The organism is Pseudomonas sp. AN3A02, assembly GCF_011765255.1.
GTDB lineage: Bacteria > Pseudomonadota > Gammaproteobacteria > Pseudomonadales > Pseudomonadaceae > Aquipseudomonas.
Window position 1 is genome coordinate 290654 of the sequence record NZ_JAARNI010000001.1, and the last position, 14392, is coordinate 305045.

12 protein-coding genes are annotated in these 14392 nt (G+C 61.5%); 4 read left to right on the forward strand and 8 right to left on the reverse strand.

Features of this window, described 5'->3' with window-relative positions; all coding sequences use genetic code 11:
* Nucleotides 1–95: 95 nt before the first annotated feature.
* The gene (gene gyrA / locus HBJ59_RS01455) at nucleotides 96–2750 is read right to left on the reverse strand and encodes a DNA gyrase subunit A (protein ID WP_167662588.1); all 2655 of its coding nucleotides are present in this window, start codon (nucleotides 2748–2750) and stop codon (nucleotides 96–98) included.
* Between the two features lie 301 nt (nucleotides 2751–3051).
* Complete coding sequence (gene mtnA, locus HBJ59_RS01460; RefSeq protein WP_167662589.1) at nucleotides 3052–4128, reverse strand: S-methyl-5-thioribose-1-phosphate isomerase; 1077 nt, start codon at nucleotides 4126–4128, stop codon at nucleotides 3052–3054.
* A 108-nt stretch (nucleotides 4129–4236) separates the two neighbouring features.
* On the opposite strand from mtnA, the gene HBJ59_RS01465 reads away from it, so the two are divergent.
* The 4 genes from HBJ59_RS01465 (at nucleotide 4237) to HBJ59_RS01480 (ending at nucleotide 7936) form a co-directional block, all read left to right on the forward strand.
* Nucleotides 4237–5568, forward strand: coding sequence for a TRZ/ATZ family hydrolase (locus HBJ59_RS01465; RefSeq protein ID WP_167662590.1), 1332 nt, complete (start codon nucleotides 4237–4239; stop codon nucleotides 5566–5568).
* Between the two features lie 64 nt (nucleotides 5569–5632).
* The gene (gene ubiG / locus HBJ59_RS01470; protein WP_017477312.1) at nucleotides 5633–6331 is read left to right on the forward strand and encodes a bifunctional 2-polyprenyl-6-hydroxyphenol methylase/3-demethylubiquinol 3-O-methyltransferase UbiG; all 699 of its coding nucleotides are present in this window, start codon (nucleotides 5633–5635) and stop codon (nucleotides 6329–6331) included.
* Nucleotides 6332–6335: 4 nt separating this feature from the next.
* Entirely contained in the window at nucleotides 6336–7007 is a 672-nt protein-coding gene (mupP, locus tag HBJ59_RS01475) for an N-acetylmuramic acid 6-phosphate phosphatase MupP (protein WP_063032175.1), read from the forward strand.
* A gap of 188 nt (nucleotides 7008–7195) precedes the next feature.
* On the forward strand, nucleotides 7196–7936 hold the full coding sequence (locus HBJ59_RS01480) for a YciK family oxidoreductase (protein WP_076017288.1): 741 nt from the start codon (nucleotides 7196–7198) through the stop codon (nucleotides 7934–7936).
* A gap of 140 nt (nucleotides 7937–8076) precedes the next feature.
* On the opposite strand, the gene HBJ59_RS01485 is transcribed toward HBJ59_RS01480, so the two are convergent.
* Genes HBJ59_RS01485 through HBJ59_RS01510 form a run of 6 tightly spaced genes read right to left on the reverse strand, consistent with a single transcriptional unit; the run spans nucleotide 8077 to nucleotide 14256 of the window.
* Entirely contained in the window at nucleotides 8077–9591 is a 1515-nt protein-coding gene (locus HBJ59_RS01485; protein WP_167662591.1) for an ABC transporter substrate-binding protein, read from the reverse strand.
* A 51-nt stretch (nucleotides 9592–9642) separates the two neighbouring features.
* Nucleotides 9643–10614 (reverse strand): ABC transporter ATP-binding protein, encoded by a 972-nt coding sequence (locus tag HBJ59_RS01490; protein WP_167662592.1) that lies wholly within the window; start codon nucleotides 10612–10614, stop codon nucleotides 9643–9645.
* On the reverse strand, nucleotides 10611–11567 hold the full coding sequence (locus tag HBJ59_RS01495) for an ABC transporter ATP-binding protein (RefSeq protein WP_076017285.1): 957 nt from the start codon (nucleotides 11565–11567) through the stop codon (nucleotides 10611–10613). The genes HBJ59_RS01490 and HBJ59_RS01495 overlap by 4 nt, the downstream gene beginning before the upstream one ends.
* Complete coding sequence (locus HBJ59_RS01500) at nucleotides 11564–12421, reverse strand: ABC transporter permease (RefSeq protein WP_167662593.1); 858 nt, start codon at nucleotides 12419–12421, stop codon at nucleotides 11564–11566. The genes HBJ59_RS01495 and HBJ59_RS01500 overlap by 4 nt, the downstream gene beginning before the upstream one ends.
* Nucleotides 12418–13365: an ABC transporter permease gene (locus HBJ59_RS01505; RefSeq protein WP_167662594.1), complete on the reverse strand. Its 948-nt coding sequence runs from the start codon at nucleotides 13363–13365 to the stop codon at nucleotides 12418–12420. Before HBJ59_RS01505 ends, HBJ59_RS01500 begins: the two co-directional genes overlap by 4 nt.
* Before the next feature lie 3 nt (nucleotides 13366–13368).
* A complete protein-coding gene (locus tag HBJ59_RS01510; RefSeq protein ID WP_017477306.1) occupies nucleotides 13369–14256 on the reverse strand; it encodes a proline iminopeptidase-family hydrolase in 888 nt (295 codons plus the stop codon).
* Between the last annotated feature and the right edge of the window lie 136 nt (nucleotides 14257–14392).

A 14392-nucleotide genomic window follows, 5' to 3' on the forward strand; every position in this document is an offset into this window, starting at 1 on the left:
TCGCGAGCAAGCTCGCTCCTACAGGGGGCGGCGTTGTATTTCAAAGGGGACAAACAACAAGGGGGCGAATCTTCATCCGCCCCCTGTGTGTCCGCTTATTCCTGCGGTTCTTCTTCGTCTGCGGCAGCGTCGAGTGTTGGCTCGTCGACGTTGTCATCGCCTGCTGCGATCACCTCGCCTTCAAACTCCTCACCTTCCAGCTCTTCGCCTTCCACTTCCGACGGCTCCTGGACACGCTCAAGGCCGACCAGTTTTTCGTCCTTGGCCAGCTTGATCAAGGTCACACCCTGGGTGTTACGCCCCAGGCTCGACACTTCATCAACCCGGGTACGCACCAGGGTGCCCTGGTCGGAAATCAACATGATCTCCTCGCCGTCGAGCACCTGGACCGCGCCGACCAGACGGCCATTGCGGTCGTTGCTGACCATGGCGATAACGCCCTGGCCACCACGCTTGTACTCCGGGAACTCGCTGATGGCGGTGCGCTTGCCATAACCACGCTCGGAAGCGGTGAGGATCTCGCTGCCTTCTTCCGGGATCAGCATCGAAATCAGCTTCTGCCCTTCTGGCAGACGCATGCCGCGCACACCGCGGGCGGTACGGCCCATGGCACGAACGTCGGACTCCTTGAAGCGCGTAACCTTGCCGCCGTCGGAGAACAGCATAACTTCACGCTCGCCGTCGGTGATGGCCGCGCTGATCAATACGTCGCCTTCGTCCAGTTCGAGGGCGATCAGGCCCACGCTGCGTTGACGGCTGAAGGATTCCAGCGGGGTCTTCTTCACGGTGCCCTTGGCGGTGGCCATGAAGATGAAGTGACCTTCGGTGTACTCGTCCACCGGCAGCATGGTGGTGATGTATTCATCACTGTCCAGCGGCAGCAGGTTGACCAACGGACGACCACGGGCAGCGCGGGACGCTTCCGGGATTTCGTAGGTTTTCAGCCAGTACACCTTGCCCTTGCTGGAGAACAGCAGCAGCGTGGTGTGGCTGTTGGCAACCAGCAGGTGAGCGATGTAGTCCTCATCCTTGACGCCGGTAGCCGATTTCCCTTTACCGCCACGACGCTGGGCCTGGTACGCAGCCAACGGCTGGGTCTTGGCATAGCCGCCGTGGGAGATGGTCACGACGCGATCTTCTTCCGGGATCATGTCACCCAGGGTCAGGTCGAGACGGGCATCGAGAATCTCGGTGCGGCGCACGTCGCCGTATTCGGCGCGGATCACTTCCAGTTCTTCGCGGATCACTTCCATCAGGCGCACGGCGCTGTTGAGGATGCGGATCAGCTCGCCGATCTGGTTGAGAATCTCCTGGTACTCGGCCAGCAGTTTCTCGTGTTCCAGGCCGGTCAGACGGTGCAGACGCAGTTCCAGAATGGCCTGGGCCTGTTCCGGGGACAGGAAATACTTGCCGTCGCGCAGGCCGTATTGTGGGTCCAGAGTCTCCGGACGGCACGAATCGGCACCGGCCCGTTCAACCATCGCCACTACGGCGCTGGATTCCCACGGCATCTTGATCAACGCTTCTTTAGCTTCCGACGGGGTCGGCGAAGCCTTGATCAGGGCAATGACCGGGTCGATGTTCGACAACGCAACCGCCTGGCCTTCCAGGATGTGGCCGCGTTCACGGGCCTTGCGCAGTTCGAACACGGTACGGCGGGTCACCACTTCGCGGCGGTGACGCACGAAGGCTTCCAGCAGATCCTTGAGGTTCAGGATGCGCGGCCGGCCGTCGATCAGCGCAACCACGTTGATACCAAACACGCTTTGCAGCTGGGTCTGGGCGTAGAGGTTGTTGAGGATCACCTCAGGCACTTCGCCACGACGCAGCTCGATCACCACGCGCATACCGTCTTTGTCGGACTCGTCGCGCAGTTCGGTGATGCCTTCCAGCTTCTTCTCTTTAACCAGCTCGGCGATCTTCTCGATCAGACGCGCCTTGTTCAACTGGTAAGGGAGTTCGGTGATGACGATCTGCTGACGGCCACCGACCTTGTCGATGTCTTCGATCATCGAGCGGGCGCGCATGTAAATGCGGCCACGACCGGTGCGGTAGGCTTCGATGATGCCGGCGCGACCGTTGATGATTGCGGCAGTCGGGAAGTCTGGACCCGGGATGTATTGCATCAGCTCATCGATGGTCAACTCAGGGTTGTCGATGAGGGCCAGGCAACCGTCGATGACTTCACCGAGGTTGTGTGGCGGGATGTTGGTGGCCATGCCCACGGCGATACCGCTGGAGCCGTTGACCAGCAGGTTGGGAATACGGGTCGGCATGACCGCCGGGATCATTTCGGTGCCGTCGTAGTTCGGCACCCAGTCCACGGTTTCTTTGTGCAGGTCAGCCAGCAGCTCGTGCGCCAGCTTGGTCATGCGCACTTCGGTGTATCGCATGGCCGCAGCGTTGTCGCCGTCGACCGAACCGAAGTTGCCCTGGCCGTCTACCAGCAGGTAGCGCAGGGAAAACGGCTGGGCCATCCGAACGATGGTGTCGTACACCGCAGTGTCGCCGTGAGGGTGATACTTACCGATCACGTCACCGACAACACGGGCAGATTTCTTGTACGGCTTGTTCCAGTCGTTACCCAGCTCGCTCATCGCGAACAGCACACGCCTGTGCACGGGCTTCAAGCCATCGCGCGCATCAGGCAGTGCCCGACCGACAATTACGCTCATCGCGTAGTCGAGGTAGGACTGTTTCAGCTCGTCTTCGATATTGACCGGGAGGATTTCTTTGGCCAGTTCGCCCATGAGAAGCCTGATTCCTTTTTCGGGTGAAACCTCGTCACATCCTATGGGACGAACGAAGCTCGCCGCTGCTGGCATGATGCCTGGCAACGACTTACGACAAATCAACGAGTTATGACACGGATCTGCGCATTAAAGGTTACCCCTTGGGGTGACCCTGGAAACCGCCGGATGTTATCACAATCGCCGCCACGCACCTATCCCCCTGATGCGCATGGAGCATAGTAAGTTGACGGATGACAGGCTTGACGGCGACGAGAGGGGCTTAGAACTGAATCCAGGATGTTTTTGGGGGCGAATTGCCTTAATGCAGGCGTTTACGACACATCAATTGCGCCATCTTCGCCGTGTCCGGGCGTTCGACGATGCCTTTTTCAGTGACGATCACATCAATCAGGTCCGCCGGCGTTACATCAAACACCGGATTGAAGGCGTCTACATCGGCAGCGACGCGGGTGCCGCTGACTTCCAGCAGCTCCCGGGCGTCGCGCTCTTCAAGCGGCACGTCATCACCACTGGCCGCCATCAGGTCGATGCTGGAGCTGGCTGCCACCACCATGAAGCGCACGCCGTGGTGCATGGCGCACACCGCCAGTTGATAGGTGCCGATCTTGCTGACCACGTCACCATTGGCGGCAATGCAGTCGGCACCGACGATCACCCACGTCACGCCCTTGGTCTTGAGGATATGCGCGCCCGCCGAATCCGCATTCACGGTCACGGGGATGCCCTCATTGGCCAACTCCCAGGCCGTCAGCCGCGAGCCTTGCAGCCAGGGCCGGGTTTCGTTGGCGTAGACCCTCTCCACCATGCCCTCCAGGAACGCCCCGCGAATCACGCCAAGGGCCGTACCCACGCCGCCCGTCGCCAGCGCGCCCGCATTGCCATGGGTCAGGATCGCCTGGACGTTGCCCTGATGCTTGCGGATCAGTTCCACACCCAGTTGCGCCATGGTCAGGTTGGCTTCGCGATCGCTTTGGTGAATCGCTACCGCCTCGGCTTCCAGCACCGCCAGCGGGTCGGCGTGTTTCTTGAGGCGATCGAGGCAATCACGCATGCGCTTCATGGCCCAGAAAAGATTCGACGCCGTCGGACGGGTATCCGCCAGCAATGCGTAGTCCTCCTCCCAGGCAGCCTGCCAGTCATCGCCCTCGGCGATGTGAGCACGGGCGGCCAGCACCAGGCCATACGCCGCACTGATGCCAATGGCCGGCGCACCGCGCACCACCATCGAGCGAATGGCCTCAGCCACCTCGGCAGCACTGCTGCAGACGACCCAGGTTTCTGCAGACGGCAAAACACGCTGATCGAGCAGGTACAGTGCGCCATCACGCCAGTCGATGGCCTTCACTTTCTCCGCAGCCAACAGTCGATCGCGCATCCCTCACCCCGTACTCATGAACAAAAGCCGCCGATTATAGCGATCCGCCAGCCAGGACGCTCGGGTATACTTCGCCGTTCTTTATAGATGCCAGGGAAACCACCCTCGATGACGCTAACTGCCGCCCCGCTCGACTTATTGCTGCTGCCCACCTGGCTGGTACCTGTCGAGCCTGCCGGCGTAGTGCTCAAGGAGCACGGCCTGGGCATTCGTGACGGGCGCATTGCGTTTATCGGCCCACGCGCCGCGGCCCTGAAGCTCGCTGCGACCGAAGTGCGCGAACTGCCGGGCATGCTGCTCAGTCCCGGCCTGATCAACGCCCACGGCCATGCGGCCATGACGCTGTTTCGCGGCCTGGCCGACGACCTGCCGCTGATGACCTGGCTGGAAAACCACATCTGGCCCGCCGAAGCCAAGTGGGTCGACGAAGCCTTCGTGCGCGACGGCACTGACCTGGCGATCGCCGAGCAGATAAAGGGTGGTATCACGTGTTTCTCGGACATGTACTTCTTCCCGAAAGTCGCCAGCGAACGCGTGCACAACGCAGGCATCCGTGCGCAAATCGCCATCCCGATCCTGGATTTCCCGATTCCCGGTGCCGCTGACGCCGACGAGGCGATTCGCCAGGGCGTCGAGCTGTTCGGCGACCTCAAGCATCACCCACGGATCAAAATCACCTTCGGCCCCCACGCGCCGTACACCGTCTGCGATGAAAACCTCGAAAAAATCCGCATGATTGCCGAGGAGCTGGACGCCTCGATCCACATGCACGTGCATGAAACCGCCTTCGAAGTGCAGCAGTCCGTTGAACAGCGCGGTGAACGCCCGCTGGCACGGCTTGGCCGCCTCGGCTTGCTGGGGCCGCGCTTCCAGGCTGTTCACATGACCCAAATCAGCGATGACGACCTGGCTTTACTGGTAGAAAGTAACACCAGCGTGATCCACTGCCCGGAATCCAACCTGAAACTGGCCAGCGGCTTCTGCCCGGTGGAACGCCTGTGGCAAGCCGGCGTCAATGTGGCAGTAGGCACCGACGGCGCCGCCAGTAACAATGACCTCGACCTGCTGGGCGAAACCCGCACCGCCGCGTTGCTGGCCAAGGCCGTCGCCGGCTCGGCCACCGCCCTGGATGCCCACCGCGCCTTGCGCATGGCCACCCTCAACGGCGCCCGGGCCATGGGCCTGGAAAGTGAAATCGGCTCGCTGGAAGTCGGCAAGGCCGCGGATATCGTGGCCTTCGACTTGTCGGGCCTAGCGCAACAACCGATCTACGATCCTGTCTCACAGCTTATATATGCCACCGGACGCGATTGTGTGAAACACCTTTGGGTCGGCGGCAAGCAATTGCTCGACGACCGGCAACTGACCCGCCTGGATGAACAACAGTTGTGCGCCACGGCCATCGCCTGGGGCCAGCGCATCAGCGGACACAGCGAATAACGCCGGCCCTGGCAGCACATGCCAGGGCGGGCAAAAACGTTTTATCAGATTTAGAGGATTCCCCATGAGCAACGTCGACCACGCTGAAATCGCCAAATTCGAAGCCCTCGCCCATCGCTGGTGGGACCGCGAAAGCGAGTTCAAACCCCTGCACGACATCAATCCGCTGCGGGTCAACTGGATTGACGAACGCGTCAACCTGGCCGGCAAGAAAGTGCTGGATGTGGGTTGCGGCGGCGGGATTCTCAGCGAATCCATGGCCCAGCGCGGCGCCACCGTGATGGGTATCGACATGGGTGAAGCGCCATTGGCCGTGGCCCAGTTGCATCAGCTGGAATCCGGCGTGAGCGTCGAATACCGCCAAATCACCGCCGAAGAGCTGGCCGAAGAGATGCCCGGGCAGTTCGATGTAGTCACCTGCCTGGAAATGCTCGAGCACGTGCCGGACCCATCCTCGGTGATCCGTGCCTGCTTCCGCATGGTCAAGCCCGGTGGCCAGGTGTTCTTCTCCACCATCAACCGCAATCCGAAGGCCTATCTGTTCGCGATCATCGGCGCCGAATACATCATGAAGCTGCTGCCTCGCGGCACCCATGACTTCAAGAAATTCATCCGCCCTTCCGAGCTGGGCGCCTGGAGCCGCCAGGCCGGGCTGACCGTCAAGGACATCATCGGCCTGACCTACAACCCGCTGACCAAGCACTACAAACTGGCCAGCGACGTTGACGTCAACTACATGATCCAGACCCTGCGCGAGGAGTAAGCCTGTGAAGTTGCGAGCGGTTCTTTTCGACATGGACGGTACCCTGCTGGACACCGCGCCTGACTTTATCGCCATCTGCCAGGCCATGCGGGCTGACCGCGGCCTGGCACCGATGAACGACCAACACATCCGCGATGAAATCTCCGGCGGCGCCCGGGCGATGGTTGCCGTGACCTTTTCCATGGACCCCGAGTCCCCAGGCTTTGAAGAGCTGCGCCAGGAATTCCTGGAGCGTTACCTCAAGGGCTGCGCGATTCACAGCAAGCTGTTCGAGGGCATGGAAGAGCTGCTGGTGGATATCGAGAAATCCAAGCTGATCTGGGGCGTGGTCACCAACAAGCCACTGCGCTTTGCCGAACCGATCATGCAGCAACTGGGCCTGGCCGAACGCTCGGCGCTGTTGATCTGCCCGGACCACGTGAAGAACAGCAAGCCGGACCCGGAGCCGTTGATCCTGGCGTGCAAGATGCTCGACCTGGACCCGGCGAGCGTGCTGTTCGTGGGTGATGACCTGCGGGACATCGAATCGGGCCGCGACGCCGGCACCCGCACTGCGGCGGTCACCTACGGCTATATCCACCCGGACGACAACCCGCGTAACTGGGGTGCCGACGTGGTGGTGGATCACCCGCTGGAATTGCGCAAAGTGCTGGATAGCGCACTGTGCAGCTGCTGATTGGGACTGCCTGAGGTAGATGCAACTTTGTGGCGAGGGAGCTTGCTCCCGTGGGGTTGCGAAGCAGCCCCGCTTTTCGCGACTGCTGCGCAGTCGAACGGGAGCAAGCTCCCTCGCCACAGAAGCCTTAGCCAGCCTTAGCCGCAATCAATCACATGGATTTTCTGTGAACTTTGTCGAGGTTGTTTATGTTTGATTACTCCGCACGTCCAGAACTGCTCAAGGGCAGAGTCATCCTGGTCACTGGCGCCGGTCGCGGAATCGGTGCCGCAGCGGCAAAAACCTATGCTGCCCACGGCGCCACCGTGCTGTTGCTGGGCAAGACCGAAGCCAACCTGGCCCAGGTGTATGACGAAATCGAAGCCGCCGGCCAGCCACAGCCCGTGGTGATCCCGTTCAACCTGGAGACCGCCCTGCCCCATCAATACGATGAGTTGGCAGCGATGATCGAAAAGGAATTCGGCCACCTCGACGGCGTGCTGCACAACGCCTCGATCATCGGCCCGCGCACGCCCATCGAACAGTTGTCCGGTGAGAACTTCATGCGGGTGATGCACGTGAACGTCAACGCGATGTTCATGCTGACCAGCACGCTGTTGCCGCTGCTCAAGCTGTCCCAGGATGCGTCGGTGGTGTTCACTTCCAGCAGCGTGGGCCGCAAGGGCCGGGCTTATTGGGGGGCGTACGGGGTGTCGAAGTTTGCCACCGAAGGCCTGATGCAAACCTTGGCGGACGAGTTGGATAACGTTGCACCAGTGCGTGCCAACAGCATCAACCCGGGCGCAACCCGCACCAGCATGCGGGCGCAAGCGTATCCAGGGGAGAACCCGACCGATAACCCGACACCGGAAGAAATCATGCCGGTGTACCTGTACCTGATGGGGCCGGACAGTACCGGCATCAATGGGCAGGCGTTTGACGCGCAATAACTATCTGGAACATAGCGCAATCTAATGTGGGAGCGGGCTTGCTCGCGAAGGCGGTGGATCAGTCGATATCTCTGTTGACTGACACTCCGCCTTCGCGAGCAAGCCCGCTCCCACATTTGTATTGCGGTGTTCTCTAGAACTTAGTTCTTCACCACTTCCTCAAGGGTGAAACGCCCCAGCGGGTTTTGCAGGAAGTTGCTCACGTTCTTGCGTGAGATGTTGATGTACGGGCTGTAGTAAAGATCGATCCAGTTCACATCCTGTTTCGCCATTTTCTGCAGGTCGACGTACATCTGCTCACGCTTGACCGGATCCGCCTCGATCCGTGCGGCCGCCACCAGGTCCTTGACCTTGTCGTTCTTGTAGCGAGTCATGTAGTTCTGGTTGGTGTCGTGGCCCAGCACGAAGGTGGTCTTCTGGTCCGGGTCGAGGATGTCGTTGGTCCAGTACATCACCGAAATGTCGTATTCGCCGTCCACCAGCATCTGCCAGCTTTGGGTCGGGTCGACCTTTTGCAGGTTGGCCGTCACGCCGACCTTGGCCAACTGATCCTTGATCATCACCGCAATCTGCTCGTCGGCTTCGTTGCCGGCGTTGACCACGTAGTTCAACTTCAAGTCCTGGGCACCGGCGGCGGCCAGCAGTTTCTTGGCTTCGGTCGGGTCATAAGGGCGTTGCAGGTTGTTGGCGTAGTGGTACAGCGAGCCTTTTGGGATGTAGGAATAGGCCACGGTGCCCTGGCCGAAGGTGGCGGTTTTCACCAGCGATTGTTTATCGATGGCCATGTCCAGCGCCTGACGCACTTCCGGCTTGGCCAACAGGCCGTGGGCATGGTTGATCAACAGGTGATCTTCACGGGTCGACGGGTCGGAGTGGACCACCACGTTCTTGTCTTTCTTAAGCTCTTCAACCCGGGAGAACGGGACGAAGATCGCCGTGTCCAGTTCGTTGTTCTGCACCATGCGCATGCGCGTGTTGTCGTCGGTGACCGACACCCACTCCACGCCATCCAGGCTCACGTTACTGGCCTGCCAGAAGTTCGGGTTCTTCTTCAGGATCACCCGATCGCCCTTGCGCCACTCTTCCACGGTAAACGCGCCGGAGGTCACCGGGTTTTCCGAGTAGGCGTCTTCGCCCATCTTGGTCATGGCTTTTTCCGACAGGATCGACACCGTCGGCGAAGCGAGTTGCGAGAGGAAGGCGACCGCCGGGGTTTTCAAGGTCACGACCAGCGTCTGCGGATCAGCAGCCTTGGCGGTGTTGATCAGGCTGAACGGGTCGCTCCACAGCGAGGCCTTGTTGTCGCGAATGCGCAACAGGCTGAAGGCGGCGTCGTCAGCAGTGATCGGCGAGCCATCCGAGAACTTCGCGGCCCGCAGTTTGAAGGTGTACGTCAGGCCGTCCTTGGAAATGTCCCAGCTTTCTGCCAGCCCCGGCTCCATCTTGGTGCCCAGGTTATCCACGCGTACCAGGGTGTCGTAAACGTTGGCGAACACCCAGGTGTCGCGGTTCTGCGCGCTTTTGATCGGGTCAAACGTGGTGCTGTCTTCGCGGCAACCGATGGTGAGTACACCGGCCGCGTGGGCGATGCCGGCGGTCAGCGACCACGCAGTGAGCGTGGCGGCGGCGAGCAACTTCAAGTGACGGGATTGCATGTCATAACTCCTTGTCTATAACGGCGGTTGTTCATGATCGGCAGGAAGGGTTCAAAGCAAAGGTTCTTCAAGCACGCAACTGTACCGATGCGTTTGCACAACGTGAGTCGGCGGCAATACCTCGGCACACACGGCTCGTGCATGCCGGCAACGCGGGTGAAAGGCGCACCCACTGGGCAATTTCAGCGGGCTCGGCGGCTCGCCCGGTAAAGGTTCGCTGGGCAGTGGGCGGTACGGATCAATCTCCGGGATCGCCTGGATCAACGCGGCGGTGTAGGGATGGCGCGGCGCGGTGAACACCGCTTCCACCGGGCCTTCCTCGACGATTTTCCCCAGGTACATCACCGCCACCCGGTCGCACAGGCGGCGGACAATGGCCAGGTCGTGGGCGATAAACAGAATCGCCAGGTTCATGCGCTGTTGCAGTTCCAGCAGCAGGTTGATGATCTGGCCCTGGATCGACACATCCAGGGCAGCTACACATTCGTCGGCGATGATCAGCCGCGGCTCCACCGCCAGCGCCCGGGCGATGCCGACGCGCTGGCACTGGCCGCCGCTGAGAGAGCCGGGCTTGCGGCTGGCGAGTTCAGGGCGCAGGCCTACGAGGTCGAGTAATTCGTCGACCCGGCGTGGAATGTTTTCTGACGCCACCTTGCGCTGCACCCGAAGGACTTCGGCGATGGTTTGGCCGACCGTCAGACGCGGGTTCAGGGCCGCGTAGGGATCCTGGAAGATCATCGCCGTCTCGTGCCGCAAACGCGCGATGTCGACAGGCCCGGCGTGGGCCATGTCGATGCCGTCAAACACCACCTGCCCGGCGCTGATCGGGTTGAGGTGCAGGATCGCCCGCCCCAGGGTGCTTTTCCCGCTGCCGGACTCACCCACCAACCCAAGGGTTTCGCCAGCAGCCAGCGTCAACGACACGCCGTTGACCGCCCTCACCCACTGTTTATTCAGGCCAAATAGGCCACTGCCGGAGGCGGCAAAACGCACTTCAAGGTCATTCACCTGTAAAAGCGTCATGGGCGAACTCCCAGAGGATAGTGGCAGGCAACCCGTGCGCCTTCCGGCAACAGCTCGGTGCACAAGCTGCCGACTTGCGGGCATCGCGGGTTGAACCGGCAGCCCTTGGGCAAGGCATCGAGTAACGGCGGTTGCCCGGCAATAGTGCGCAACAAGGCGTGCCCACTGCTGGTGGCGGGCTGGCACTCGATCAGGCCGGCGGTGTACGGGTGTTGCGGGTGTGCCAGCAGCTCGTATTTGCTGCCGTGCTCGCACAGGCGCCCGGCGTACATCACGGCGATGGAGTCGCAGGTTTGCGCTACCACGCCCAGGTCGTGGGTGATCATGATGATCGACAGGCCGCGCTGGTCCCGCAGGTCCAACAACAAGCGCAGAATCTGGGCCTGCACGGTCACGTCGAGGGCGGTGGTCGGCTCGTCGGCGATCAGCACTTTTGGATTGCAGCCCAGGGCCACGGCGATCATCGCCCGCTGGCGCATGCCGCCGGAAAACTCGTGAGGATAGTTGTCGATACGCGCCTGGGGATCGGGAATACCGACCTGGCGCAGCACTTCGATAGCCTGCAATCGCGCGTCTTTTTTCGACGCACCCTGATGCAGGCGGATGCCTTCGGCGATCTGCTCGCCAATGCGCATCAGCGGGTCGAGGTGGCTGCTGGGGTTCTGGAAAATCATGCCCAGTTGCCCGCCACGAACCGCACGCATGCCCGCGTCATCCAGTGTCAGAAGGTCCTTGCCCGCCAGGCGCACCGAACCGCCCTGCACCCGCAGGCTCGAGGACGGCAGCAAACGCATCAGACCGCGACAGGCCATGGTCTTGCCCGAACCGCTTTCGCCCACCAGACCGAGGATTTCACCTTCGGCCAGGTCGAAGGACACCCGGTCCACCAGGGTCACATCGCGCCCGGTGTTATTGGCGATCACACTCAGGTCCTGCACTTGCAGAAGACTCATGAGCGATCCCCCAGCACTTGCGCCACGCCATCGGCCAGCAGGCTGAAACCCATGGCCAATGTCACGATGGCCAGGCCCGGGAAGGTGCAAATCCACCAGGCGGTGGTGATAAACGCCTGGCCTTCGGCAACCATGGTGCCCCACTCGGCGGTCGGCGGTTGCACGCCCAGGCCGAGGTAGCTGACCGCTGCGCCGTTGAGCAGCACCAGCACCGCGTCAGACATGGAAAACACAATCGAACCGAACATCGCGTTGGGCAACAAATGCCGAAACAGAATGCGCCCATGGCCAAAGCCCAGGCTCTTGGCGGCCAGGGCGAAGTCGCTTTCCTTGAGCACCAGGATTTGCGAGCGGATCAGTCGTGCGTAGGACACCCAACCCACCAGCGCCATGGCGATATAAAAGCTTTTCAAACCAGGGCCGAGGATCGCCATGATCGCGAGCATCAGCACTAGAAAGGGGAACGCGAGGATGACGTCGATCACCCGCATGCAGAAACTGTCAAAACGCCCGCCGATATAACCGGACACCGCGCCAACAAAGGTGCCGATCAGGAACGGAAAGATCACCCCGACCACCGCCAGTTGCAGGTCGATGCGCGCGCCCCAGATCACCCTCGAAAGAATGTCGCGGCCGTAATTGTCCGTGCCAAATGGATGGGCGAGGCTGGGGGCCAGCAAACTGATGTCGGTGATTTGCGCAATTGGATCGAACGGTGCGACCCACGGAGCGAACAGCGCCAGCGCCAGCCATGTCAGCAGAATCAACAGGCCCCAGGCCGCCGTCAGCCGGCCATTGCGAAAACCAAAGCGCAGGCGCAAGCGCCACGGGGCAATCAAGGGGCGACTGCTCATTGCATCTTCACTCGCGGGTCCAGCGCGACCGTTACCACATCGGCGACAAAGTTGACCAGCACGGTCGCACAGGCCAGCACCATCGCCACGCCCTGCACCACCATGTAGTCGCGGGTGAAAATCCCGCGCACCAGCAACTGGCCGATGCCGGGAATCGCAAACAGGCTTTCGATCACCACCGTGCCGCTGATCAGCCAGCCAATGTTCACCGCCAACAGGTTGACCGCCGGCACCAGGGAATTGGGCAAAACGTGGCGACGAAACACCGCCGCCTCCGACAAGCCGCGCGCCCGGGCGGCAGTCACGTGATCAGCCTGCAACTCCATCAGCATGCTCGCCCGCAGGTTGCGCACCAGCACCGCCGACAGCGCCAAGGCGATGGTCAGGCACGGCAGAACCATGTGGTGCGCCTTGTCCAGCCAGGTGCGCCCATAGCCGGAGACCGGGAACAGGCCCCATTGCACGCTGAGCAACAGAATCAGCATCAAGCCCAGCCAGAACGCCGGCATGCCCAGGCCCACCGTGGTGAACAGCCGGATCAGGTTATCCGCCCAGCCGCCTTTATTGCGTGCGGACACGGTGGCCATCGGCACGGCGATCAACAGCGCCAGCAGCACGCTGCCGAGCACCAGGAACAGGGTCGGCTCGATGCGGGTGACAATCAGTTTCAGCGCGTCGACCTTGTACAGCAGCGACTGGCCGAGATCGCCCTTGAGCAGGTTCTTCAGGAAGTAGAAATATTGCAACCAGAGTGGCTGGTCGAGGCCGTATTGGGCGCGGATCTTCAGCAAGGCGTCCGGGGTGCTGCGCGATCCCAACAGGGCCCGCGCCGGGTCACCGGGAATCGAGCGCACCAGCACGAAGGTGATCAGGCTGATGCCAAACAGCACCGGCAGCAATTGCAGCGGCCGGGACAGCACAAAACGGTAACGCGCCAGGTTCATCCGTCAGCCTCGGTGACGAGCAAGGAAGTCCAGCAGCACCGGGAAGTAAGCCTGGGGCTCTTCGTAAAACGGCATATGGCTGCTGTTGGGGAACACGTGTAATTCAGCGTGCCTGGCCGCGCTTTTCATACGCATGGCGCAGGCCGGGGTCAGTTCGTCGTGCTGGCCGGTGGTGATCAGTATCGGCATCTTGAACTCCGCCATCTCGGGGATGCGGTTCCAGTCCTTGAGGTTGCCGATGTAGAGGAACTCGTTGGGGCCCTGCATGGTTTCGTAGGGCCCCATGTTCCAGTCGCCGAGGGAGCGCTGGACCGGTGCCGGCCACTCGTCCAGGCGGCAGACGTGGCGGTAGTTGAGCAAGGTGATGGCGGCCTGGTACTGCGGATGGTCGAGAGTGCCCATGGCTTCGTGGCGTTGCATCATCGCCACGGTCTCGCTACCGAGGGCGCCGCGCAGGCGTTCCAGCTCAAGGGACAGGTGCGGAATGTCGCCGACGGTGTTTTCCAGGATCAGGCTTTTCAGCGCGTCGGGATAGTGAATGGCGTACTCGATGCCCAGCCATCCGCCCCAGGAATGCCCCAGCAGGTGCACGCGACCCAGGCCCAGGGCCTGGCGCACCGTCTCGACTTCCTCGACATAACGGCTGATTTCCCACAGCGAAACATCGGTCGGTCTGGCTGATGCGCCGGTGCCAAGCTGGTCGAATGCAACCACTCGCAGGCCGTTGTCCTTGAGCCAGCCATGGGCGTCGCGCAAGTAGTCGCAAGGCAGCCCCGGGCCGCCATTGAGACACAGCAACACCTCATCGCCTTCGCCAAAGCTGTAGGCCACGAGGTTGTGGCCATCGACTTGCACGTTGTACTGCTGGTCGGGGGCAATTTCACGCCACATGCGTACATTCCTTGTTGTGTGTCGGCCCTGTGGATAGTGGCCGTTTAAAGGCCAACACTACCGAGGATGCCGCGCGTCCATAACCTGGTAATTCTTATAGGTTTGGTCTGGCAGTCCTTCGCCGGGGCGTGGCATT